The sequence below is a fragment of the Paenibacillus mesophilus genome, assembly GCF_005938385.1.
Lineage (GTDB): Bacteria > Bacillota > Bacilli > Paenibacillales > NBRC-103111 > Paenibacillus_AB > Paenibacillus_AB mesophilus.
Genome location: NZ_VCRA01000004.1, coordinates 154245 through 179159, shown reverse-complemented (window position 1 = coordinate 179159; position 24915 = coordinate 154245). Strand labels below are relative to the sequence as shown.

Here is a 24915-nt window from a genome sequence, read left to right as displayed (position 1 = left end):
TCGAAAAAAGGAACGAGATGCTTCGTCGGAGTAGCGAATCTTGTCGAATGACCGGTATCAGGAGAGCATTTGCATGATCGCCTGATGGCACGTTATCGGGTTATAGACAACGGGCCCGCCGGCATAGCCGTATGGGCGAGTTTCTTTTGCCGTAGATGCCGTCAGCTTCTCGAACCAGAAGTCGAGCGTCTGCAGCGATTTAATCGGCTCGCCGAAGCCTCTCTCCGTGAAGTACTGGCAGTTTTCCTCCTCCTGGCCCGGAATCGGACTGTAGAACAGCATCGGCAGTCCTTTGGCCAGCCCTTCCGTGCAGGTCATGCCTCCGGGTTTCGTAATGAGCAGGTCGGAGACGTCCATCAGCTTGTCGATTTCCCGGGTGAAGCCCATCAGACGAATATTCGGATGATTGAATCTCGGGTCGCCGGCCAGCCGCGCGAGCGCTTTTTCATTATTGCCCATGCAAAAGATGAACTGGAGCCGGTCCCGCCACATGGCCATGTGGCGCAGCGTCTCCTCCTGCTGGACGAGTCCCCAGCCGCCGCCCATGACGAGCACGGTGGGCACCGCTTGCAGGCCGAACCGAAGACGGAGCTCCTCCTTGTTGTGCTGCCGCCAGAAATTCGGGTGAACCGGGATGCCGGTCACCTCGATATGGGCGTCGGGAACGCCGCGAAGCAGCAGCTTGCGCTTTACTTCCTCGGTGGAAACCAAATATTTGTTCACTTCGGGACTGATCCAGGTGCCGTGGGCATCGTAATCCGTAATCACGGTGCATAGCGGAACGGACAGCCCGGCTCGCTTCAGCCGCGAGATGACGGCGCTCGGGAACGGATGGGTGCAGACGATCGTATCCGGCCGGAGCTGCTTGATGACTTCGGTCGTCTGACCGTAGAAGAGGCGATGAAGCGCGAGTCGGGTTAGCCGGTTCAGCGATTTCTTATACTGTTTGCGGTAGACGAAGCCGTACAGCTTGGGTTTCGAGACGATCGTTTTCCGGTAAGCGGAAAAGATCAGCCGTGCAAGCGTCGGATGCAGGAACGCCCCTAGCTCCAGGACTCGCGTCTGCAGGTCCGGAGACAGCTGACGGAGTCCGACGGACAAAGCGTGCGCCGCTTGCGTGTGACCGGCTCCGAAGCCTTCGGAAAGCAGCAAAATCCGTTTCTTTCGCAAACATCGTCACCTGACCTTTAAAATGGAAAAGGTATAAAAGTATAGAATATCTTAACAATAATCGATTTCAAGAGATCAATGCAATAGTTCCGAAGCCGGCACATGTGCCGATGGCGATGCCGGCCGCACAGTCGGACGGATAATGAAGTCCGAGATAAATTCTCGACAAGCTGACTGTCGTGGCCAGAGGCAGCAGGACGAATCCGAGAACGGGCGCGGCCGCGATAAAAGGGACAACGACGGAGAAGATGGCCGTCGAATGCCCGGACGGGAACGAATGGTCGGTCAGCGGATTTTTGCAAATATTCGTTTCCGGCAGGACGAGATAGGGACGGCGGCGCGGATATTTGCGCTTCACGACGGCTACCGGTATATGGCTAACCGCGAGCGCGGCCAGACTTTGCCATCCGGCGAGACTCCAGCTTCCGCTCCCGAACAGACCGATCAGAAGCGTTACCGCTATCGTAAAGGTAGCTCCCCCCATATGCGTGACGATCGATAGCACCGAATCCAGCACGGAATGGCGTATTTTCCGGTTCACTATATAAAAAAGCTGCTGCTCCCGAGTTTGAAGCCAATGGACTACACGACTCATGAGGCCGCCCCCTCCCGGATAAAATGTGGCTCGGAGTATAATCACCCGTATTGTAAGCTACAATTGTTACTGGAGTGTTAAAACCGCGCAAATCGGCAATCCAGTCGAATTTTGTACGTCCCAAGACGCGATGCTTACAATCGGATTATACTATGGAGGGAGGGGTTCGATAAAGTCCGAGGGAATAACGGCGAGGACGGCCCGGCCGGCCGGGCAACGTTTCTTGATTCTGCTTGCAGACGCCTCTTTTTTCGTATGATTCCCTGTTTTGAAAACGGTTATCCGCGATTTTTCAAAACCGTTCAAGGCAAGCCCCAAGCGGGTTTAAGGATGAAAAAAGTCGAAAAGGTCGAAGTATATGAACAAAAATAGGACCTGCATGAGGTTGTTTTCCGGACGGGCCGCCAAGTATAATAGGGGGGACGGGGCGCGCACGCATTTCGCTGGATTGTGTAACATAAATGTAATCGATTAGTAAAAAAAGCGTAATTTGATGAAAATAAGAAGGAATCTGCTGGAACGCGCGAGCCTGCTGTTTCCAATAGCAGGAATAACGGTTTTCCCAAACAATCTGACAAAATCAAGCCAAATAGAGATTTTGACAAATTGATGCAAAGAGAGGAAAATCATATTCGGCTACGTCAGCAAACAAAAAAATAACACCGAACCATATGTAGAGAGAACATTTCGGGTGTAAGGGGGTCTCACATCATGCTGGACATCATCATTCTCGCCGTGCAGGTGCTTCTGGCTCTTCTCGGAGGATATTCGTTGTTTTTCTCGTTCTTCGGGTTTTACCGGAAAAAACGCACTTCACACTTTAACGCCCAAAAAAAGTTTGCGGTTCTCATAGCCGCCCACAACGAAGAGAAGGTCGTCGGCGCGCTGATCGACAATTTGAAGCAGCTTGATTATCCGAAAGAGCTTTACGACGTTTTTGTCATTTGCGACAACTGTTCCGACCAAACCGCCCAGATCGCGAAACAAATGGGCGTATATGCCTGCGTGCGCAACAATCCGAGCCTTCGCGGCAAAGGATATGCAATCGAATGGATGCTCAAAGAGCTTTGGAAAATGCCTAAGTCGTACGACGGAGTCGTCATTCTCGATGCCGACAACCTCGTGAACGCCGATTTCCTGCAGCATATGAACAATGAGTTGTGCTCGGGCTCCAAAGTGATTCAGGCGTACTTGGATACGAAAAATCCGGGCGATTCCTGGATTACGGCCGCTTATGCCATTACGTACTGGTTCTGCAACCGGCTGTGGCAGCTGCCGCGCACGAACTTGAAGCTGGCCAATTTTCTCGGCGGCACCGGGATGTGCTTCGATTCCAACCTGTTGAAGGAGATGGGCTGGGGGGCGACAAGCCTGGTCGAGGACTTGGAATTTACCGTCCGCTGCGTCAAGCGCGGCATCAATCCGACGATGAGCTACGACGCTAAAGTATACGACGAGAAGCCGCTTACGTTCAAAGCATCCGCCCGTCAGCGTCTTCGCTGGATGCAAGGTCATTTCGACGTCGCGCGCCGTTACTTCTTCCCGCTGCTGTGGCAGGGCATCAAAGAACGCAGCTGGGCCAAAATCGACACCGCCATCTACACGTTCAACGTATATAATGTGCTGCTCGGGTTCATATTCAGCGTCATCCTGTGGGTTGACGTCGCATTGCCCGGAACGAGACACTTCACCTCGCTGTATGACTACATGCCGACTTGGCTGATGGCTGTAGTAACGGTGGCCGTCTATGTCGGATTCCCGGTCGCGATGATGCTCGAGAAGGTCAAATCGTGGAAGATGTACGCTTCGCTTATCGTATATCCGATTTATTTGGCTTCGTGGTGGCCGATTACGCTGTACGCCTTCTTCACGCAGAACAACAAGCAATGGAGCCATACGCAGCATACGCGCGTCATTCGTCTTGAAGATGTGAAGAGCAAGCAAGTGTAGGGCACTAGCTAAGCCGAGGATTGCTCCGCAAAGCTTTCAGTTGACATCGCCTAGATCAGGTGCTATAGTATTTAAAGTGTTCATAGCGTAACAAGCAGAAGCGCCCGCTTCTCACCTTGGCCGACCTTATCGGCGGGTTCATACGACGGAGCGGAACCTTTGATGTGTTCTATTTGTCATCGTAAGATGTGGGCGTATTACGCCCGCATCTTTTTTAATTATGTTTAGCTTTTTCGAAACGGGGTAAAGGATTTCCGGGGGCTCCCCCAAAGTACTCGGAAATACCTCGAAGCATGCGCTTCACTTTTGGGGAGTGTTTTCCGGGGGTTCCCCCGAAAGTACTCGGAAAACGCTTCGAAGCTTCACTTCACTTTCGGGGGACCATTTAGGAGGTGGAATACCATTAGTAAAGACCATTTGATTAATGACGAAATTCGTGCGAAGGAAGTACGTCTCATCGGTCCCGACGGAGAACAGCTCGGCATCAAGTTGTTTCGCGAAGCGATGCAACTCGCTACTGAAGCCAGTCTCGATCTTGTCAACGTTGCTCCGACTGCCAAACCGCCGGTTTGCCGTATTATGGACTACGGCAAATACCGTTACGAGATGCAGAAGAAAGAAAAGGAAGCCCGCAAAAACCAAAAGATCGTTGAACTTAAAGAAATCCGTTTGACGGCCACGATCGACGAGCACGACTTCCAGACAAAACTTCGCAACGTCATTAAATTTTTGGAAGAAGGCGACAAGGTGAAGCTGTCGGTCCGTTTTCGCGGCCGAGAAATCACTCACGCCGATATCGGTCAAAAGGTGTTGGAGCGGATGGCGGCCCAGGTCGAGAACGATTCGATCGTCGAACGCCGGCCAAAGCTCGAAGGCCGCAGCATGATTATGATTTTGTCGCCAAAACCGCAAAGCTAATCTTACGAGGAGGACTCCCTATATGCCTAAGATGAAAACGCACAGCAGCTTGAAAGACCGCATCAAAATTACCGGAACCGGTAAAGTCAGAAGATACAAAGCATACAAAAACCACTTGATGTACGGCAAAACGCCGAGCCAGAAGCAGCGCCTGGGCAAATCCCCGGTCATGTCGACGGGCGACGTTGCGCGCCTGAAACAGCAAATTTCCAACTTGAAATAATAGCTACGGGCCGCAGGCTCAATAACGCTCAGGAGGTATTCTACACATGGCAAGGGTAAAAGGCGGAATCGTTCGCGCACGTCGTCGTAAAAAAATATTGAAATTGGCAAGAGGCTACTACGGCTCCAAACATACACTGTTTAAAACAGCAAGAGAGCAAGTACTGAAGTCGCTTATGTACGCATACCGCGACCGCCGTCAAACGAAACGCAATTTCCGCAAATTGTGGATCGTACGGATCAACGCGGCAGCCCGTCTGAACGGCTTGTCCTACAGCAAGCTGATGCACGGCTTGAAGCTCGCCGGCATCGAAGTCAACCGCAAAATGCTGGCCGATCTGGCCGTTAACGATCTCAAGGCATTTACGAGCTTGGCTGATACCGCAAAACAAAAAGTCAACGCTTAAGAAGCGGACCGATATACAAAAGCCGGAACGTCTAGACGACGCGCCGGCTTTTGTTTTGCAGCGTGAAGGTGTTTGGGGGCCGCTAACCCGATTCGGCTTATCTGCCGCTATATAAGAGTTCCAAACATCTTTTATTTTGTAAATAACACCAATTTTCCCATGCAAAAGACTCTAATTTCCGATCCAACCCCCTTCAAACGTCGCCAACCGCAAGCCCGGGCGCCTTTCCTTGCGATATAAGCATTTCTGAAGCCGCAAAGCTCGCACAGTAGACGCTTACGGATAATTGGAGTCGGGGGTCTTGACTATTCGGTCGCGAGTGCTATAATTAAACCTAACATTAATTCAACTTATTGCGTTATCGGCTATGAAGAGGACGAAGTGATGAGGGCTCTTATGTACCAGAGAGCTTACGGATGTGCTGAAACCTAAGCCATAATCCCTTGTCGACGAGCTCACCTCGGAGCTGTTTCCCTGAAAAACGGTATTCTTACTCGGATACCGCGCTAGTAGGGGAAATCGGAATGGCACACGTTACCGTGCCGCAAGTATCGGCGACCTCGAGGCGTCCGGCACTTGCTAAGGCTATGCGTCGCGAGGCGTATGGCAAACCTGGGTGGTACCACGGAAGAGCTAACCCCTTTCGTCCCGTTGGCGCATTGATGCGCTGCGGACGAAAGGGTTTTTTTGTTCGTTTCAAGCGCATACGGTTGTCTAATCTTTGAGAGGAGGGTCACTTATGAGTGCTCAAATGGAAGCTACACTGTCTAAGGAACAACTGCGTCGAAAGCTGCTTCAGCCTGACGTTATTACCGGCTCGGAGATTTTGCTTCGCTCGCTGCTTTTGGAGGAAGTGGACTGCGTCTTCGGTTATCCGGGCGGTGCCGTCTTGTACATCTACGACGCGATGCACGGAAACCCGGATTTCAAGCATTTGCTTACCCGCCACGAACAAGGCGCGATTCATGCCGCCGACGGCTATGCGAGGTCTACCGGGAAAGTGGGCGTCTGCATCGCCACTTCCGGTCCGGGAGCGACGAACCTGGTGACGGGGATCGCTACCGCGTACATGGACTCGGTGCCGCTCGTCATCATCACCGGCAACGTAGCGACCAGCTTCATCGGTACCGACGCTTTCCAAGAGGCCGACATTACCGGCATTACGATGCCGATTACGAAGCATAGCTACCTCGTACGCAAAGTCGAGGATCTGCCGCGAATCATTCACGAAGCGTTCCATATCGCCAACACCGGGCGGAAAGGTCCTGTCCTTATCGATATTCCGAAGGACGTATCGGCTACCAAAACGGAATTCCACTATCCCGATAAAGTGGAAATTCGCGGCTACAATCCGACGGTGCAGCCGAACAAGCTGCAGGTCGACAAGCTGCTGCAGGCGATCGAAGAAGCGGAGCGTCCGGTCATTATCGCAGGCGGCGGCGTCGTTTACGCGAATGCGGCACCGGAATTGATCGAATTCGTCAATAAGACGAACATTCCCGTTACGACAACCCTGCTCGGATTGGGCGGATTCCCGAGCGCGCACGGACTGTGGATGGGAATGCCGGGCATGCACGGCACTTATACGGCGAACCATGCGATCCAGAATGCGGACCTGCTCATCTCGATCGGCTCCCGTTTCGACGACCGGGTAACGATGAACTTGAGCGGCTTCGCGCCGAACGTGAAGACGGTGGCCCATATTGACGTCGATCCTGCCGAAATCGGCAAAAACGTCAAGACGGACATTCCGGTAGTAGGGGATATCAAGGCGGTGCTCCAGCTTGCCAACCTGAAGGCGAAGCCGGCCCGCTCCGAGCAATGGAACGTGGAAATCGAAGCTTTGAAAAAGCAATATCCGCTCAAGTACAAAGATTCGGAAGAAGAATTGAAGCCGCAATTCGTTATCGACATGATCAGTGAAACGACGAAGGGCGAGGCGATCGTTACGACCGACGTCGGCCAGCACCAAATGTGGGCCGCGCAGTACTACAAGTTCCAAAATCCGCGGTCGCTCATTTCCTCCGGCGGACTCGGAACGATGGGCTTCGGATTTCCTTCCGCGATCGGCGCGCAAATGGGCAATCCGGATAAGCTCGTCGTCTCGATCAACGGTGACGGCGGCATGCAGATGTGCGCCCAGGAGCTGGCGATTTGCGCGATCAACAACATTCCGGTAAAGGTCGTCATCATCAACAACCAGGTGCTCGGGATGGTTCGCCAATGGCAGGAGATCATTTACGACAACCGGTATAGCCACATCGATCTCGAAGGCAGCCCGGATTTCGTAAAGCTTGCCGAAGCGTACGGGGTGAAAGGCTTGCGCGCGAGGACGAAGGAAGAAGCGCGCCAAGTATGGCAGGAAGCGCTCGACACTCCGGGACCGGTCGTCATCGACTTCGTCGTGCCAAAGGGAGAGAATGTATTCCCTATGGTAACGGCAGGCAGCACGTTAAGTCAGATGATATTGGGGGATTCGGAATGAGCATGACAAAGCACACCATTTCCGTATTGGTCAATAACCAGCCTGGCGTTCTGCAGCGCGTATCCGGACTGTTCGGACGCAGAGGCTTCAACATCGACAGCATCACCGTGGGAGAGTCCGAAGAGCCGGGCCTCTCCCGGATGGTTATCGTAACGACCGGAGACGAACGGACGCTGGAGCAAGTGCAGAAGCAGTTGTACAAGCTGATCGACGTCATCAAGGTTGTCGACCTGAGCTCTCACCCGATGGTGGCGCGCGAACTGGCGCTGATCAAAGTAAGCGCGGAGCCGGGTATGCGTCCGGAAATTCTCGGCGTCGTCGAGACGTTCCGCGCGGCCGTAGTCGACATCGGACCGAATTCGCTGATCGTACAAGTCGTCGGCGATACGCACAAGATCGATGCCATGGCGGAGCTGCTCAAGCCCTACGGCATCCGCGAGTTTTCCCGTACCGGCGTGACTGCGATGATTCGCGGCATGTCGAAGTAGTCGCGTCACAGTTGACGAACTTTTACCCACTCATCCATTAAGCAATCCCGTGAGTGGGGGTCCGAGAGGACGAGCCTGCGTCAAGAAGTCTGACGCCTTGCGTACTCGCCCGTTCGGACGCCCGCTTACAGGGTTGTTAAAACAATCAAGGAGGAAATTATCCCATGGCAGTAACAATGTATTATGAAAAAGACGCAGACTTGAGCGTGCTTTCCGGCAAAACGGTCGCTATTATCGGCTACGGCAGCCAAGGACATGCCCAAGCGCAAAACCTTCGCGACAGCGGCGTGAAAGTGATCATCGGTCTTCGCCAAGGCCGTTCCTGGGAACAAGCCAAAAACGACGGCTTCGAAGTCGTATCCGTTGCGGAAGCGGCAAGCCGCGCCGACCTTGTACAAATTTTGATGCCGGACGAGACGCAAGCGAAAGTATATAACGAAGAAATTGCGCCGAACCTGAAAAAGGGCGCAGCTCTCGTGTTCTCCCACGGCTTCAACATCCATTTCGGACAAATCGTGCCGAACTCCGACACGGACGTATTCATGGTAGCTCCCAAATCGCCAGGCCACCTCGTGCGCCGCGTATACGTCGAAGGCTTCGGCGTACCGGGACTTATCGCGATTTACCAAGACGCTTCCGGGAAAGCTAAAGATCTCGGACTCGCTTATGCGAAAGGGATCGGCTGCACCCGTGCGGGCGTTATCGAAACGACGTTCCGCGAAGAAACCGAAACCGACTTGTTCGGTGAGCAAGCCGTATTGTGCGGCGGTACTTCCGCACTGGTCAAAGCCGGCTTCGAAACGCTTGTGGAAGCAGGCTACCAACCGGAAATCGCCTACTTCGAGTGCTTGCACGAGCTGAAGCTGATCGTCGACCTGATGTATGAAGGCGGTCTGGCCGCTATGCGCCATTCCATCTCCAACACGGCTGAATACGGCGACTATGTGACGGGCCCTCGCGTTGTAACGGACGAGACGAAGAAAGAAATGAAGAAAGTGCTCGAAGATATCCAAAACGGTACGTTCGCGCGCAACTTCATCCTCGAAAACCAATCGAACCGCGCTTTCTTCACGGCTACTCGCCGCCGCGAGTCCGAGCACCAGCTCGAGACGGTAGGTCGTCAGCTTCGTGAAATGATGCATTGGATCAAAAAGTAAGGGGCGCTTGAAGCCCGAAGGAAGAAGTTCGATCCCCTTGGGGGATTGAACGAGGGTGGTGCAAAAGGCGGGCGAGAGATGAAGCTGTCCAGGACAAGGAGTGGGGAAATGCGCTTCACTTCCGTTAAAGTCGTGTTGTCTTGATTGGATTAATTATAGGTTACAACACGACTTTAAAGTCAGCCGCTTTGCTTTTCGCCGCATCTTCCCCACCCCTTCAGCGGTTCAAGTATCTCTCTTCGCTTTTGCGAAAAACCAGGTTCAATCCCCCTTTATAGGGGGATTGAACTTCTGTGTTATGTAGGGCTGCAAACGCCCGAAGGAAAAAACAGGAGGTGAATGGGATGCGGAAAATTTACGTGTTTGATACGACATTGCGCGACGGAGAGCAGTCCCCCGGCGTCAATCTGAATACCCAGGAGAAGGTGGAAATCGCCCTTCAGCTGGAGAAGCTGGCTGTCGACCGGATGGAAGCCGGTTTTCCGGCGGCGTCCCCCGGCGACCTGGCTGCCGTGAACGCGGTAGCCCGTGCCGTCCGCAACGCGAGCGTCGTCGCACTTTCCCGCTCCCGCGAGCAGGATATCGACGCGGCTAAGGAAGCGCTGAAAGACGCTCAAGATCCTTGTCTGCATCTGTTCCTCGCTACCTCTCCGATTCACCGTAAGCACAAGCTCCGCATGGAGAAGCAGCAAGTTCTCGAAACGGCGGAAGCGGCGATCAAGTATGCGAAAAAATATTTCAGCAAAATCGAGTTTTCGCCCGAGGACGCCGGCCGGACCGAATTGGACTTTTTGTGCGAAGTGACGGAGATGGCGATTCGGGCCGGTGCTACGGTCGTAAACATCCCGGATACGGTCGGGTACTTGTACCCGAGCGAGTACGGCAACATTTTCAAGACGCTTAAAGAAAAAGTTCCCGGCATCGAGAAAATCCAGCTGAGCGCCCATTGCCACGACGATTTGGGGATGGCGACGGCGAATGCGCTCGCCGCGATTTTGAACGGCGCGGATCAAATCGAAGGCACGATCAACGGCATCGGCGAACGCGCGGGCAATACCGCGATCGAGGAAGTGGCGCTGGCTCTGGAGACGCGGCAGCATTTGTTCGAGGCGAAGACGTCGCTCGTGCTGAGCGAAATCGCCCGCACCAGCCGTCTCGTCAGCAAGCTGACGGGGATGGTCGTTCCCGGCAACAAAGCGATCGTCGGCGCCAACGCGTTCGCTCACGAGTCCGGCATTCATCAGGACGGCATGCTGAAGGAGAAAACGACTTACGAGATCATTTCTCCGGATACGATCGGCCTGAAGGAAAGCAAGCTCGTCCTCGGCAAGCATTCCGGCCGTCATGCGTTCCGCGAGAAGCTGATCGACATGGGCTACGATTTGAACGACGATCAGGTGAACGAAGCGTTCGCCAAGTTCAAAGTGCTGGCCGACCGGAAGAAAAACGTCATCGATGAAGACATCCGCGCACTGATCGAAGAAAAGCTCGTACAGACGCCGGAAGTGTTCGTGCTCGATACGATCCAGCTTTCTTACGGCAACCAGTCGGTGCCGATGGCGACCGTACGCATCGTTCAGGCCGAAGGCAGTTTGCTCGAGGAAGCGGCGATCGGCAACGGCTCCGTCGATGCGATCTACAAGGCGATCGACAAGGCGACGAAAGAGGAAGTCGAGCTCGAGGACTACTCGATCAAGTCGGTCACGCACGGGAAGGATGCGCTCGGCGACGTTCACGTCGTTCTGAAGCAGGGAGACGTTTCCGTGCACGGCCGCGGCGTCAGCACCGACATTCTCGAGGCGAGCGCCAAAGCGTATATCGACGCGATAAACCGTCTGATCGACAAGCGCAAATCGCCGGGCAGCAGCCGCCACGGCAACATGTCTTTGATCTAAATACCGGCCCCCGTATCCTATATAGGATCGGGGGCTTTTTTTGCTTGCCAGAAACTTCGAGAACGATCTAAAATTTTTGACCGAATCTGTCGATACATACAGAAGGACTGTTTTTTTCTAAAGGATATTATCAACCACGTACGAAAGGGGCATCGATTGGGTACGAACGACTGCGCTTGACCAATTTGAACAAAAAGCGTGTCTTCCATTTCGGGGAGAGACGGGGGAAAGGAATGTCGGCATTGACTGAAGCGGGAAAACGGAGAACCGGGAGTAGCGGGTTCAACACAAAACTAATACATAAGTTTATGCTGCAAGTGATCGTCATCTTATCGATTGTACTCGGTCCTGCTGTAAGCCAAGTGTTTGCGGCGGATGAAATCTCGCGTCTCGTGCTATCCAAAAACGAGGTTACTTTGTCCGAAGGCGATACGCATACGCTGACGGCCACAGCTATATATGTCAGCGGCGCCACTGCGGATGTTACGATCAAGACGGAATGGAGCAGCGACGCTCCGACTATCGCTACCGTCTATTCCGGAGCGATTGCCGCTAAAGCGGAAGGTACCGCGATGATCCAAGCTACCTACATGGGCAAGAGCCAATTTGTCAACGTAACGGTAGTGAAGAAAGTTAGAAGCTTGACCAAAAACAAGCAAGAGCTGTCGATGCGGGTCGGCGGCGAAGAGCAATTGGGCTTGACCGCCACGTACACCGATTCCACCTATGCCGATGTGACGGATAAGGCTGAATGGTCTACGGAGAGCGACAGTGTGGCAACCGTTATCGGCGGCAAGGTGACGGCGGTCGGCTCGGGGGATACGAACATCAAGGCGACTTACGGCGGCAAAACGGTTTCGTTTCCCGTCAGCGTCGATAAAGTGCGCCGGCTCGATCCGGATCCGCTTAGCGTGGATTTGCGCGTAGGGGTCCAGAAGAAGATCAGCTTGATGGCGATGTTCGAGAACGGCGTTACGGAAGACGTATACGAGAAGGCGACCTGGACTTCGGATAATCCCGGAGTGGCTGACGCCTTTAAAGGAATTATCACCGCTTACGGCTCCGGCACGACGACGATCCGGGCGACCTATGGCGGCAAGACGGCAACAATTTCGGTAAATGTGGAGTCTGTAAGAAAGCTGGAGACGAACGTTACTGACCTGTTCCTGAAGCCGGACCTGACGCGGCAGATTGAGCTGACCGCCACTTATGCGGACGGATCCACCTCCGACGTGACGAGCAAGGCGGAATGGTCGAGCAGCGACGATTCGATTGCCGAAGTCGATCAAGGATTGATTATCGCGAATGCGATCGGACAAGCAACGATAACGGCGAACTACGGCAACAAATCGGCCAAAATCTTAGTCGACGTAGGCGTAGCGAGAAAGCTCGAGTCGAATGCAACCGATTTGATGATGCGCAAAAACGAATCGAAGACGGTCAAACTGACCGCGACTTATGCGGACAATACGACGGAAGACGTCGCGGCCAAAGCGGATTGGTTCTCCGACGATGAAAGCGTCGCGTACGTGACCAAAGGTACGATTCGCGCTCTTGGAAAGGGCGAGGCGACGATTACCGGTACATACGGCGACAAGACGGTAACGATTCCGGTTCGGGTAGATATGACGCAGTCGCTGAAGGTCGACAGCACGAAATTGGATCTGAAGCTGAAGGGCACGAAGCAGGTGGCTTTGACCGTTACCTATGCGGACGGCAACACGGAGGACGTGACGCAGCTGGCGGAATGGAGCTCCGACAATAACGATGTCGCCACGGTATATAAAGGGCTTGTTTCCGCGATCGCAAGCGGCCAGGCCGTTATTACGGCCCAATACGGGGAGAAATCGGTAACGATTCCGGTATATGTGGAAATCGTCAAGAAGCTGATGCCTTCCAAGAGCGATTTGTTCTTGAAAGTAAACGGCTCGGACACGTTGAAGCTGACTGCGACTTATGCGAACGGCGACGAGGTCGATGTGACGGCCGCAGCCGATTGGAGCTCGGACAATAGCGACGTGGCAGGAGTCGATAAAGGGAAAATTATCGCATACAAATCCGGCCAAGCGTCTATAACGGCTTCCTACGGCTCCAAGACGAGCACGATTATCGTGGACGTCAGCGTGGCGAGAAAGCTGACGGTCGATTCCAAATCGCTCTCCTTGCGCAAAGGCGATACGAAAGCATTGAAGCTGGAGGCCACTTATGCGGACGGCTCGTCCGAAACGATAACGGACGGAGCGGAATGGAGCTCGAGCGACCAAGCGATCGCAGTCGTGAACAAAGGCTCGGTCAAGGCGATCGATTCCGGCGAAGCGACGATTACCGCGAAGTACGGCGAGAAGAGCGTGACGGTAGCCGTCGAAGTCGATCCGGCAACGAAGCTGACGACGGATCAAGTCAAATTCGACGTCCAGCCCGGCGACTCGGTGCAAGTCAAGCTGACTGCGACATTTGCCGACGAATCGACGGGAGATGTGACAAGCAAAGCGACGTGGACGACGAGCAATGCGGCGTTTGCAACAGTGGACGACGGCACGATTGTGGCCGTTGACCGAGGCGAAGCGACGATCACCGCCAAGTACGGCAAAAAGACGGTTAAGATCACAGTAAGCGTCGGCGCTTTGGATACGCTCACGATCAGCGAGAAAACGCTCGTCATGAAAGAAGACGACCGTCAGCAATTGATCGTGACGGCCAAATATAAGGATGGCACGACGAAGAACGTTACGGACGATGCCGAATGGACAACCTCTTCCGCGGCGGTAGCCGAAGTGTCCGACGGGTTGGTTACGGCTGTGAGCTCCGGCAAAGCGACGATTACCGCGAAATTCGGAGAGAAAAGCGTGACGGCAACAGCCCAGGTCGAATTGGCGGACAAGCTGACCGCAAGCCATCGCAGCGTCATTTTGCGCAAAGGGCAGAACGCTCAAGTTACTTTAACGGCGACGTATTCGGACGGAAGTACCGAAGATGTAACCGCCAAGGCGGATTGGTCGGTCCAATCGACCAAAGTCGCCGATGTATCGGGCGGCCTGGTAACGGCATACGAGCGGGGCAAGACGACTTTGACAGCCAAGTACGGAAGCCGGACACTGAGCATTCCGCTTGAAGTGGACTATGCGGCCAAACTGACGCTCATCAAAAAAGAGCTGCTGCTGAAATCCGGCGCTACGGAGCAAATGACATTGACCGCAACATTCTCCGACGGTACGACGCAAGATGTGACCGGGGAAGCCGAATGGTCAACACGCAGCTATAAAATCGCGGATATAAGCGATACCGGCCTTATCTCGGCCGTTGGCTACGGTAAAACATCGATTACCGCCAAATTCGGCGGAAAGAGCGTCTCTATAGCAGTTGAGGTCGACAGCCTGAAATATTTGAAATCGAATGTGAAGACCGTAGAAATGAGCGTCGGCCAGAAGAAAAGTATCGTACTGTCGGCAACCTATAAAGACGGTACGGTAGGCGACGTCACGGAGCAAGCGGAATGGAAAAGCTCGCGCGAGAATACGGCCGATATTATGGACGGTATGATCACCGCTTATGAGAAAGGAACGTCGGCCATTACTGCGAAGTTCGGCGGAAAGACAGTTTCGATTAAAGTGATAGTCAAATAAGAAACAAACGGCAAGCCTTTCGCTCACATGCGGAAGGCTTGTTGTATTTTTATACAAAACTAAATTGAATAATTATACAATTGATAGTATTTATATAATAAAGAAGTTTCGGGGAGGAAGCGATGTGGAGCAACAAGCCAAAATGATCGAGCTGCTGGAAAAAGATGCGCTGACCAACATTAGTTTATTAAAGATGATCGAATGCTGCGCCGATCGGATTCAAAGCGTCTTGATCGAAGAAGAACGACACTGGGGAGTATTGCTGCTTCTTCCGGCACAATCGTTTTCATATGATCAACAAACGTACCCGGACGCCGACTATATCGTTATGATGGATTATTCAAGCGATTGCTTATTTCCAAGATTGATGTCCTGTTTGCCCACCGAAGTGAATCTCGTATTTAAGCTTCAACGAGAGAAGTACAAGAGCCGGTTATCCGAGCGGTATCCGCTGCATAAAGCAAGATCGTTTCATTCCTATGCCTCTCCAGGAGAGGCAAGATTTTTATTGGATCCGGATGTCGTAATAAGCGACGCGATGGATAACAGACTGTTCCCTCTTTGGGCAAGCAACGGATATGACAAGGCGGAGATCGAACGATATTTTGCACAGGGTGCGCGCTCCTTTACTGTTTATCGAGAGGAATGGCCTGCAAGCACGTGTCTTGTATTCAGAAATTATAAGCATGTATGGGAAATCGGCGCTGTTCATACATTGGAGGAGTGGAGAGAGGGCGGATTCGCCAAAAAAGCGGTAGCCGCCGCGGTATCAGGTGTTGGAGACGAATGCGCCATCCATGAGGCTGGCGGAATCGGTCGGTTTGGTCCGGTTCGTGACGTTGGATCATTATGAAGCGAGAGGTAGGAATCATGGTCACATTGGAAGGAAAGTGTGATATAATAGTTTCATTAAATGATACTTAGTTTCATTAAACGAAACAATGAGGTGACATGATGATGCATACGTATTTGGGGCTCGATCATGTGCAGGTGGCTGTGCCGCTTGGCGGCGAAGAAACGGCAAAAACATTTTACGGCGAATTGCTCGGCATGGAGGAGATTCCTAAGCCGGACGTTCTGCTCAAGCGCGGAGGCATATGGTTCCAGTGCGGGTCCCATCAGCTGCATATTGGCGTACAGGACGAATTCACGGCCGCTTCCAAAGCTCACCCGGCTTTTGAGGTAAACGGAATCGAAGCGTTGCGGAGCAAGCTCGTGTCACACGGGATCGAGATTGTCGAAGATGTACCTCTTGAGGGAGTGGTCCGGTTTCATATCCGTGACCCGTTCGGCAACCGGATTGAATTCGTGGAAAAACGTTTATAAGAATAATAGGCTATCCAGAAATGATCGCGGAAGGTTATTTTTCGAGTGTGATAGAAGTCACATCGGCATTTGTCGGCTCCCTTTATGATTAAGCCATAGGAGCTAAGTTAGAAAAATAATCCAAGAACATTGAAGGAGGCCTGTTTTTATGCAAAAAGAGATTCATATCCCGGAAAATCCGGTATCCCGGTTTTTATTCAGCAGCACGAGAGCCGGACTGATTTGGCTGGTCGTTCGCCTTTACCTCGGGTATTCGTGGATCACGGCCGGATGGAAGAAAGTAAACAGCCCGGCATGGACGGGGGATAAAGCGGGATCGGCGCTCGGAGGCTTCGTGAAGGGCGCGCTTGCGAAAGCGGAGAGCGGCAAAGACGTTACCGGCTGGTATGCGAATTTCCTCGAGCATTTCGTGCTTCCCAATGCCAAGGTATTCGCCTACATGGTCGCATTCGGCGAAGTTCTGGTCGGACTCGGCTTGATCTTGGGACTTCTGACCGGCATAGCCGCATTCTTCGGAGCGATCATGAATGTCAGCTTCTTGTTCGCCGGCACGCTGAGCACGAATCCGCTGTTGTTCATTCTCGCCACTTGGCTTGTACTGGCTTGGAAAAACGCCGGCTGGTACGGCTTGGACCGTTGGGCGCTGCCATTCCTCGGAACACCTTGGGCGCGGCATACGAGTAACCAGCAGAGTGGCTTTAGCGCCAAATGAGCGCAGAAATAAAAGCGAAAAACCGTGGACAGCCCGAAGTCGGGTGATCCACGGTTTTTTTCTCAAACGCTCTGCTTATACAAGTCCAAAGCTTCGGCAAGACGGTCCAGGCCGATCTTCATGTTGGCGCTGTCCGTATGCGTAAAGTTCAGGCGCATCGTGTTGCGGCGCGGGTTCTCGGCATAGAAATCCATCCCGGGAACGAAAGCGACACCTTGCTCTACCGCCTTCTTAAGCAGTTGGGTAGCGTCGATGCTCTCCGGCAGCTCCACCCAGAAGAACATTCCGCCTTGAGGCTCGTTCCAGCGCAGATCGGCGAAACGCGGGTTTTGTAGCAGCGATTTCATCAGCTCCATCCGGCCGCGGTATTCGTCGCGAATCGTCTGGATGTGCGCGTCCAGGTCGTAATGGGTGAGCAACTGATACAACGCTTGCTGGTCGAGCGTGCTCGAGTGAAGATCGACTGCCTGCTTCGCCTTGGCCATCTGCGCGACGACGCGGGAGTCGCCGATGATCCAGCCGGTTCGGAGTGCGGGTACGACGGTTTTGGAGAAGGTGCTCGTGTACAGCACCGCGCTGCCTTCGGGATGGTCGTCCAAGGAGAAGATGGAAGGGTACTTCGCATCTCCGTCGAACTGGATTTCGCCGTACGGATCGTCCTCCAAGATGAGTACGTTGTTCGGCTTGCACAAGGCGAGCAATCCTTTGCGGCGCTCGACGCTCCACACTTTTCCGGTCGGGTTGGCGAACGTCGGGGTCACGTACACCATTTTGGGCCGGTATTGCTTCAGTTTGGCTTCCAAATCGTCCAGCAGCATGCCGTCCCGGTCGGCGTCGACTCCGATGACTTGAATTCCGCTCGCTTTAAAAATTTGCAGTGCGGCCAAGTAAGTCGGATTCTCGACAAGAATGACGTCTCCTGCGCTCAAATAAACGCGGGTAAGCAAGTAAATCGCCTGCTGCGAGCCGGTTGTGATCAGCATGTTCTCCGGCTTGACGGTTACGCCTTTCTTGGCCATACGCGTACAGATCGCTTCGCGCAGAGGCGTGTAGCCCTCCGTCAGCCCGTATTGGAGCGAGCTTTTGCCGCCGTGCTGAAAGACGCGTTCGAACGCTTCTTTGACGGCTTCGATCGGGAAATGCTCCTCCGCAGGGAGTCCGCCTGCCAAAGAGATAATCGCGTTCCCTTGGGTCAGCTTCAAAATATCGCGCACCGCGGACGATTTCAGACCGTCGGCAAAACTGGAAAAAGTGTAGTCCATAACGTGGCTCCCTTCATTTCGCATACGATTATTGTACTTCATTTCGGTAAAGGATTCTATTTTTTTTGCCATTCTTCGACCGCCGTATACATCGGGTTATTGTCTTTTCCTATAACGACAATAGCTTTTATATCTTTGTCTTTCCCGCCTTTTTATGCAAAAATGAGAGTATGACAGAAGCAGGCTTCGAACCAATCTCATAGTAGGAGTGAATCATTGTGGCGGAAACGAAAAAAATCGCGATTATCCCCGGCGACGGCATCGGTCCGGAAGTGATCGCGGAAGCGGTTAAAGTGTTGAAGAAGACGGAAGAGCTGTTCGGCTACAAATTCGAAACGGAAACCGGTCTGTTCGGCGGTATCGCCATCGACGAGACGGGAACTCCGCTTCCGCAAGATACGCTGGAAAAATGCCAACGCGCCGACGCAGTGCTCCTTGGCGCCGTAGGCGGTCCGAAATGGGACAACAATCCGAAGGAGCTCCGTCCGGAGACGGGACTGCTCGGCATCCGCAAGGCGCTCGGACTGTTCTCGAACATTCGTCCGGCCGTCATTTTCGATTGCTTGAAGGAAGCTTCCACGCTGAAGCCGGAAGTGCTGGAAGGCACCGATCTGATCGTCGTGCGCGAGCTGACGGGCGGCATCTACTTCGGCGAGAAGTTCCGCCGCGAAACCGATAACGGCCAAGAGGCTGTCGATACTTGCGTCTACAACGTCAAGGAAGTCGAGCGCATCGTTCATCAGGCGTTCCAAATCGCCCGCAACCGTCGCAAGAAGCTTTGCTCGGTCGACAAGGCGAACGTACTGGAAACGTCCCGTCTGTGGCGTGAAACGGTCAACAAGATCGCTCCCGAATATCCGGACGTCGAGCTGGAGCACGTGCTCGTCGACAACTGCGCGATGCAGCTGCTGCGCCGTCCTTCGAGCTTCGACGTTATCGTCACCGAGAACATGTTCGGCGACATCCTGAGCGACGAAGCGGCGATGCTGACCGGCTCGATCGGCATGCTGTCCTCGGCTTCCTTGGGCGAAGGCAGCTTCGGCTTGTATGAGCCTGTTCACGGCTCCGCTCCGGATATCGCGGGTCAAGGCATCGCCAATCCGATCGCTACGATTCTTTCCGTCGCGCTTATGTTCAAATTGTCCTTCGGCTACCACGAAGCCGGCGACGCGATCGAGAAAGCGGTCAAGTCGGTTCTCGACGCCGGCCACCGTACCGGAGATATCGCGGTCGACAAGAGCAAGGCGATAGGCACGACGGCTATGGGCGATTTGATCGTTGCCGCCATCCATAAGTAAGAGCATGAATCGATCCCTCTGCGCACAGGCTGCAGGGGGATTTTTTGCGTGATCAGATTAAATAATAATAAATATTAAGTACGACTTCTTATCGTTATTGACTTTCCCTATGCGGAATGATACGATTTTATGCGTGAGCGCACATAGCGCAATAGGAACAACTATCCATTCCTACATAGGAACTTTAACGGGATTACCGCTCCGACTTACGACCGGGGCTTTGCGTACTGGCAAGTCCCGGCCGTCAGAGAGCAGAAACGTTATTCCGTTAAAGTTCCATAGAAGGTTATCGTCCGTAGGAATCCAAATTTAAAGGAGGTAAATATCTCATGGCAGAACGTTTGGTAGGTAAAAAAGCGCCATATTTCGAAATGGAAACGGCGCTCGGCAACGGGCAAGAATTCGGCAAAGTATCGCTTAACGATTACAAAGGCAAATGGCTTGTCCTGTTTTTCTACCCGCTCGACTTTACCTTCGTATGTCCGACTGAAATTATCGCGATGAGCGATGCGCACGAGCTGTTCCAAGACCTGGATGCGGAAATTCTTGGCGTCAGCACCGACAGCAAGCATTCCCACCGCGCTTGGATCAACACTCCGCGCGACTCGAACGGCTTGGGTCAACTGAACTATCCGCTCGCGGCCGACTACACGAAGACGGTTGCCCGCGATTACGGCGTCCTGATCGAAGAAGACGGAGTCGCCCTGCGCGGTCTGTTCATCATCGATCCGGATGGAGAATTGAAATACCAAGTGGTCAACCACCTGGATGTAGGCCGCAGCGTGGACGAGACGATCCGCGTGCTGCAAGCTCTTCAATCCGGCGGCTTGTGCCCGGCCAACTGGAAACCGGGACAAAAGACGCTGGTCGCGAAGTAATCGCTCCGCAAACAAACAAGAAATCCCCCCTGTCTGCAAGCTGCAGGTGGGGGATTTTTTGCAAATAAACCTGGGAACTACGGAGGGGTGAACGAAGATGCCAATGCGTTTGCGTGAGCAGATGCCAGAGCTGCAAGGCGTTACGGAATGGGTGAACGGCGAAGTCGATAAGGCGCAATTGCAGGGCCAGCCGGTTCTCATCCACTTCTGGGCGGTCAGTTGTTATATGTGTAAGGAAAGCCTTCCTCTGCTTAACGAGTGGAGGGACAAGTACGGCGAACAGTACAATCTGAAAATCGTCGGCATCCATATGCCGCGTTCCGAGAAGGATACCGATCTGGATACGGTGAAGGCGACGATTCAGCAGTACGAGATGAAGCATCCGATCGCTATCGATAACGATCATGCGGTAACGGACTCGTTCCAGAACGAATTTGTGCCGGCTTACTATTTGTTCGATGCGGAAGGTCAAATGCGTTTCTTCGGTGCGGGCGAGAAAGCGATCGGCATGGTCGAGCAGCGGCTGCACAAAATATTGGGTCCGAAGGAATAGCGCAAGCAAGGCACTAGCCGGGTTGTCCGCATAGGCCGGGACACGGCAACATTACTCGGGAGGGATTTTGTAGTGAACGTACCAGCAGAACTGAAGTACAGCGAAGAGCACGAGTGGGCGAAGGTGGAAGGAAGCCGCGTCACGATCGGCATTACCGATTTTGCCCAAAGCGAGTTGGGAGACATCGTTTTCGTGGAATTGCCCAAAGTCGGCGATTCGGTCGAATTCGGCGAGCCTTTCGGAAGCGTCGAGTCCGTGAAAACCGTATCCGAGCTGTACGCTCCGGTTACCGGTAAAGTAGTGGCAGTAAACGGAGGTCTGGAGGACGCTCCCGAGAATGTGAACAAAGCCCCTTACGGCGACGGCTGGATGATTGTCGTGGAAATCGACGACGCCTCCGAACTGGACAAGCTGTGGAGCGCTGAGAAGTATACGGAAACTTTTGGGCAAGGTTGATTAGTAAGGCGGAAAGCCAAGGGAGGTTGCAAAGTCTTAAGGACTTTGTGACCTCCCGTTTTTATTTCCAGTATTTCCAAGGCGTGATAGAATGGAGGGAATATGACATGAAGATCTCGATATCCAAACGCGATGAGGCGACGTTTGCCGTTAAATTCGCGGATTTTGGCAAAGAGAATATTGATAAGATCAAAAGCTTCCAGGGAGAAGATGGATTCCGGAACATGCCGTTTGGTCGCTTCCTTATACCATAGCTGTGGTCGAGCAGCTCTTATCTGTTTTTCCGGAAAGCAGCTTCCAGATTGAAGCGCCATTGCTTGAGGTATGTTACTGGTTTCAAGCTCCGCCCAAGAAGGAGGTTTCATCCGATTCGCCCGTCGATGCTGCCTCATGGAACTCTGTTCGGGAACAGAGCCTAAAGCGTGAATTGACTCTTAGAGGATACAACCCCAAACGATTAAAGTCTATTGCGGTAATTTCGAACAATTATTACATTATATGGGTGAACCGTTCGGAGCCGTTACTCTTCCGGACATTCAGAGCTATTCGCTTTCTCTGGTGAATAAACAATGTTCCCATGCTATGTAAATCAATCTATTAGCGCTATCAAATCTTATTTTCAAAAAGTACTTCATGAGAGTCGAATAGCCCCTTATGTGAGGCCAAAAAAAGAAAGCAAACTTCCAAACGTCTTATCTGCAAAGGAAGTGATGACCCTTCTGCAAACTCCAGTCAATTTGAAACATAAAGCAATTTTATACTTGACTTACTCTTCCGGGTTGCGAGTAGGGGAGGTTGTGCGTCTGCGTTTGCAGGATATTGATTATGATCGCAAAACATTGCGGATTCGTCAAGGCAAAGGAAGGAAAGATCGGTTGACCCTTCTGTCTGAGGTTGCCTTTGAAGTCGTTCAACGGTGTGTTCAACAGCACAAACCGGAAACCTGGCTATTCCCGGGCCAAACGGAAGGGCGGCACTAGACAGAACGGTTGGTGTAAAAAATATTCGAACAGTCCTTAGTTTCGTCCGGTGTGAGCAAGAATGTAAGTATACATTCGCTGCGTCATTCCTTCGCCACCCATTTGCTGGAGGGATCGATCTTCGATACATTCAGGAATTACTCGGCCACCAAAGCAGTCGAACAACCGAACGTAATACGCACGTTAGCGTAAAGGACGTCCGGCGTATCAAAGTCCGCTTGATCAACTTGAAATATGATGGAGTCCATCGGCAACTGCATAAATCCCACATTACCTAAGGTATTGCCGAAGTTCACAAAATCTTCTGAACAAATAGGATTTACGAAGTTCGCAAATAAGACGTTATCGGAAATTGGTGCAAATATATTTTAAAAACCCAAAAATCAGGGAAGTAGCCATATGTGTGAGGTTATTCATTATAGTCAAATTATTGAGGTAAATGAAACTGGAATAATCTATAAAGACAAATCGAACATTAGTAGACATATATATTTCAATGAATGTCGAAGAAACTGGGTTAATTATGTAAATACCTCTGATGATTTTGAAATAACTAACTTGTCTATAGAGAAATCTAGATGTGTTGGATGGAGAGATTATTTTGACGGTCCAAGATACATTGAATTTTTTGCGGATATCAGAGTCAAGATTATTTTTCCAAGGAAGTTGAAATTGATAAATAAATTATTAAAGTATCGTTTAACTACTAAAGACCAGAAGGAATTTCATAATTTACAATTTAAGATAGTAGAGGCAGGATGGAGGACCTTTGATTTAGGGTGATTTCATGGAAGGCACCAACATCCGATAACAACGTATCTACGCTGCGGGCCTTACGGCCCTTGGTCTGCGAGATGGATTTCAAGGAAGCGGATTCAGCAGACAACCCTGCAATGGCTAAGTCCGTCGGACCCGGCAGCAAGCTGCCTTAAGCCAATGAGGGTTCGTAGATACAGATACAGGAACGTTATGTGAAACCAGTGCAAGATTCGTGAAAGGAATGATTCAAAGTGCTAGTCTTAAGATTTACTCAAACCTTACTAAAAGACATGAAGGTCACTCCAACTGAAGAAGATATTTTACCCCTTTTTAGTTGGCACGCGAATATCTGTAAGCTAAATAATCGAAAGCATATTATTTTAATTAATGACTTTAGTCGATTAACCGTAATCATTGATGGAATTCGAAGTTCGCAAATTAATACTCTTAAGGATAAATTTTTATCGATTCTTGCTGATTATCTATCAAGCGAAGGAGTTAAACAAAGTGTAGTTGAATCATATATAAAAACCGGGTCTGAAATGACTATTACAAAAACTAATAGTAGAAGTGTGATAGGAACAATGAAAGAAATAATTTTTTATAATTCGGTTTCACATATAGAGTTTCAGGATAATATTGAACGAATGAAGTGGTTAAATAGATTGATATACAAACCGATTGATTATCACGAACCTAGGAATATATTTATAGAAGCAATTCAAAATCAATATTCTTAAGTCAATATTGTGGGGGTTCCAAGAAGGCACTGGCATCACATAACAAAGTATTCACGCTATGGGCCATTTCGGCCCTTGGTCTGCCGGATGCAATTCAGGGAAGCGATTTCAGGACAGACAACCCTGCACCGACTAACCGCGTTGCGGCCGCCCTTCGGGCTTAAGTCGGTGAGGGTTCGTGAATAAAATAGATTATTACATTAACTTAAGTAAAAATTGAGGTGAAGGAAATAAATCCATTTCGTGAGTTTGTAGCAAGTATCTCTGCAGAAGAATTTGAAAAATACTGTTTGGATATATTGAAAGCGTATGCAGAAGCAGAGGCTCTCAAAGATTTCAGTATACTCCACAATCAAAATGTAAAAACCAATGATGGCGAGTATCAAATAGATGTTATTGCAGAATTTGTGGCGCTATCGGTAAGATTTAAGGTCATAGTTGAATGCAAGCGTTATACACGACCAGTTGGACGTGAAAAAATTGTTGTACTAGCAGATAAAGTACGAAGTTTAGGGGGACATAAGGGGATTTTAATATCTACATCTGGTTTTCAAAGTGGCGCAGCAGAGTATGCAAAAGTGCATGGAATTGCCTTACTTCAGATATTTGATAAGGAAATTATGCTTATTCAAAACTCCAATGTAAGCGAGTTAAATCCAATACTCGTCGAATTTATAAATCGCAATCCAGATTTTTATGCATATCAGTGGAACACTAGGTTAAATGATTTTCCTGATAAACAAATTTACCCTTCGGAAACGATGACTAACGAGTTCAAAAGGAGTTTAATGAAACAATATTTCGGTGAGGACTTGTAGAATAGAGTCTTATAACTAGAGAGTTTGATCAAGATTTAAAGCAGAAAGTATTTCACATAGAAGAGATAGAACTTCACATAACACCGTATTCACGCTGCGGGGGACGAGCCCCCTTGGTCTGCCTGAAGATAATTCGGGGAAGAGGAAGCAGGCAGACAACTCTGCGAGGCTAAGTGGCGGAGCCACCCGGCGCTATCGCGCCTTAAGCCTCTCGGGTTCGTGA

At 51.6% G+C, this 24915-nt stretch carries 23 protein-coding genes and 1 other annotated feature; of the genes, 20 read left to right on the top strand and 3 right to left on the bottom strand.

Annotated features, from left to right (window positions below):
* Positions 1-57 precede the first annotated feature (57 nt).
* Positions 58-1170 carry an MGDG synthase family glycosyltransferase gene (locus FE783_RS08395; RefSeq protein WP_138878908.1) on the bottom strand — a complete coding sequence of 371 codons (1113 nt, stop codon included), beginning with the start codon at positions 1168-1170 and terminating at the stop codon, positions 58-60.
* Positions 1171-1237: 67 nt separating this feature from the next.
* Complete coding sequence (locus tag FE783_RS08390) at positions 1238-1765, bottom strand: phosphatase PAP2 family protein (protein WP_138878907.1); 528 nt, start codon at positions 1763-1765, stop codon at positions 1238-1240.
* 711 nt (positions 1766-2476) lie between these two features.
* Between FE783_RS08390 and FE783_RS08385 the strand changes: the two genes are divergently transcribed.
* The 12 genes from FE783_RS08385 to FE783_RS08330 all read left to right on the top strand — a co-directional run bounded on the left by FE783_RS08385 (position 2477) and on the right by FE783_RS08330 (position 16948).
* Positions 2477-3715 carry a glycosyltransferase family 2 protein gene (locus tag FE783_RS08385; RefSeq protein ID WP_138878906.1) on the top strand — a complete coding sequence of 413 codons (1239 nt, stop codon included), beginning with the start codon at positions 2477-2479 and terminating at the stop codon, positions 3713-3715.
* Between the two features lie 86 nt (positions 3716-3801).
* Positions 3802-3936: a sequence feature (ribosomal protein L20 leader region), on the top strand.
* A 196-nt stretch (positions 3937-4132) separates the two neighbouring features.
* The gene (gene infC, locus FE783_RS08380) at positions 4133-4633 is read left to right on the top strand and encodes a translation initiation factor IF-3 (protein ID WP_138878905.1); all 501 of its coding nucleotides are present in this window, start codon (positions 4133-4135) and stop codon (positions 4631-4633) included.
* A gap of 22 nt (positions 4634-4655) precedes the next feature.
* Positions 4656-4856, top strand: coding sequence for a 50S ribosomal protein L35 (rpmI, locus tag FE783_RS08375; RefSeq protein WP_138878904.1), 201 nt, complete (start codon positions 4656-4658; stop codon positions 4854-4856).
* Between the two features lie 46 nt (positions 4857-4902).
* The gene (rplT, locus tag FE783_RS08370) at positions 4903-5262 is read left to right on the top strand and encodes a 50S ribosomal protein L20 (protein ID WP_138878903.1); all 360 of its coding nucleotides are present in this window, start codon (positions 4903-4905) and stop codon (positions 5260-5262) included.
* 739 nt (positions 5263-6001) lie between these two features.
* The gene (gene ilvB, locus FE783_RS08365) at positions 6002-7747 is read left to right on the top strand and encodes a biosynthetic-type acetolactate synthase large subunit (protein WP_138878902.1); all 1746 of its coding nucleotides are present in this window, start codon (positions 6002-6004) and stop codon (positions 7745-7747) included.
* Between the two features lie 2 nt (positions 7748-7749).
* Entirely contained in the window at positions 7750-8235 is a 486-nt protein-coding gene (gene ilvN / locus FE783_RS08360) for an acetolactate synthase small subunit (RefSeq protein WP_420799724.1), read from the top strand.
* A 164-nt stretch (positions 8236-8399) separates the two neighbouring features.
* A complete protein-coding gene (gene ilvC, locus FE783_RS08355) occupies positions 8400-9392 on the top strand; it encodes a ketol-acid reductoisomerase (protein WP_138878900.1) in 993 nt (330 codons plus the stop codon).
* Positions 9393-9736: 344 nt separating this feature from the next.
* Positions 9737-11287: a 2-isopropylmalate synthase gene (locus FE783_RS08350; RefSeq protein ID WP_138878899.1), complete on the top strand. Its 1551-nt coding sequence runs from the start codon at positions 9737-9739 to the stop codon at positions 11285-11287.
* Between the two features lie 233 nt (positions 11288-11520).
* Positions 11521-14910 carry an Ig-like domain-containing protein gene (locus FE783_RS08345; protein ID WP_138878898.1) on the top strand — a complete coding sequence of 1130 codons (3390 nt, stop codon included), beginning with the start codon at positions 11521-11523 and terminating at the stop codon, positions 14908-14910.
* 142 nt (positions 14911-15052) lie between these two features.
* The gene (locus FE783_RS08340; RefSeq protein ID WP_138878897.1) at positions 15053-15763 is read left to right on the top strand and encodes a hypothetical protein; all 711 of its coding nucleotides are present in this window, start codon (positions 15053-15055) and stop codon (positions 15761-15763) included.
* Positions 15764-15864: 101 nt separating this feature from the next.
* Positions 15865-16236 carry a VOC family protein gene (locus FE783_RS08335; RefSeq protein WP_138879191.1) on the top strand — a complete coding sequence of 124 codons (372 nt, stop codon included), beginning with the start codon at positions 15865-15867 and terminating at the stop codon, positions 16234-16236.
* A 148-nt stretch (positions 16237-16384) separates the two neighbouring features.
* Positions 16385-16948 carry a DoxX family membrane protein gene (locus tag FE783_RS08330; RefSeq protein WP_138878896.1) on the top strand — a complete coding sequence of 188 codons (564 nt, stop codon included), beginning with the start codon at positions 16385-16387 and terminating at the stop codon, positions 16946-16948.
* 62 nt (positions 16949-17010) lie between these two features.
* On the opposite strand, the gene FE783_RS08325 is transcribed toward FE783_RS08330, so the two are convergent.
* A complete protein-coding gene (locus tag FE783_RS08325; protein WP_138878895.1) occupies positions 17011-18210 on the bottom strand; it encodes an aminotransferase-like domain-containing protein in 1200 nt (399 codons plus the stop codon).
* Positions 18211-18428: 218 nt separating this feature from the next.
* On the opposite strand from FE783_RS08325, the gene leuB reads away from it, so the two are divergent.
* The 8 genes from leuB (at position 18429) to FE783_RS08290 (ending at position 24692) form a co-directional block, all read left to right on the top strand.
* Positions 18429-19508: a 3-isopropylmalate dehydrogenase gene (gene leuB / locus FE783_RS08320; RefSeq protein WP_138878894.1), complete on the top strand. Its 1080-nt coding sequence runs from the start codon at positions 18429-18431 to the stop codon at positions 19506-19508.
* A gap of 329 nt (positions 19509-19837) precedes the next feature.
* Positions 19838-20386 carry a peroxiredoxin gene (locus FE783_RS08315; protein ID WP_138878893.1) on the top strand — a complete coding sequence of 183 codons (549 nt, stop codon included), beginning with the start codon at positions 19838-19840 and terminating at the stop codon, positions 20384-20386.
* A gap of 103 nt (positions 20387-20489) precedes the next feature.
* A complete protein-coding gene (locus FE783_RS08310) occupies positions 20490-20939 on the top strand; it encodes a redoxin domain-containing protein (RefSeq protein WP_138879190.1) in 450 nt (149 codons plus the stop codon).
* A gap of 72 nt (positions 20940-21011) precedes the next feature.
* Complete coding sequence (gcvH, locus tag FE783_RS08305; RefSeq protein ID WP_138878892.1) at positions 21012-21395, top strand: glycine cleavage system protein GcvH; 384 nt, start codon at positions 21012-21014, stop codon at positions 21393-21395.
* Between the two features lie 107 nt (positions 21396-21502).
* On the top strand, positions 21503-21649 hold the full coding sequence (locus tag FE783_RS37425) for a hypothetical protein (protein ID WP_158301681.1): 147 nt from the start codon (positions 21503-21505) through the stop codon (positions 21647-21649).
* Between the two features lie 315 nt (positions 21650-21964).
* A complete protein-coding gene (locus FE783_RS38200; protein ID WP_238402943.1) occupies positions 21965-22375 on the top strand; it encodes a tyrosine-type recombinase/integrase in 411 nt (136 codons plus the stop codon).
* A 1010-nt stretch (positions 22376-23385) separates the two neighbouring features.
* Complete coding sequence (locus FE783_RS08295; protein ID WP_138878891.1) at positions 23386-23874, top strand: DUF6933 domain-containing protein; 489 nt, start codon at positions 23386-23388, stop codon at positions 23872-23874.
* Between the two features lie 221 nt (positions 23875-24095).
* Positions 24096-24692: a restriction endonuclease gene (locus FE783_RS08290; protein ID WP_158301680.1), complete on the top strand. Its 597-nt coding sequence runs from the start codon at positions 24096-24098 to the stop codon at positions 24690-24692.
* Positions 24693-24915 lie beyond the last annotated feature (223 nt).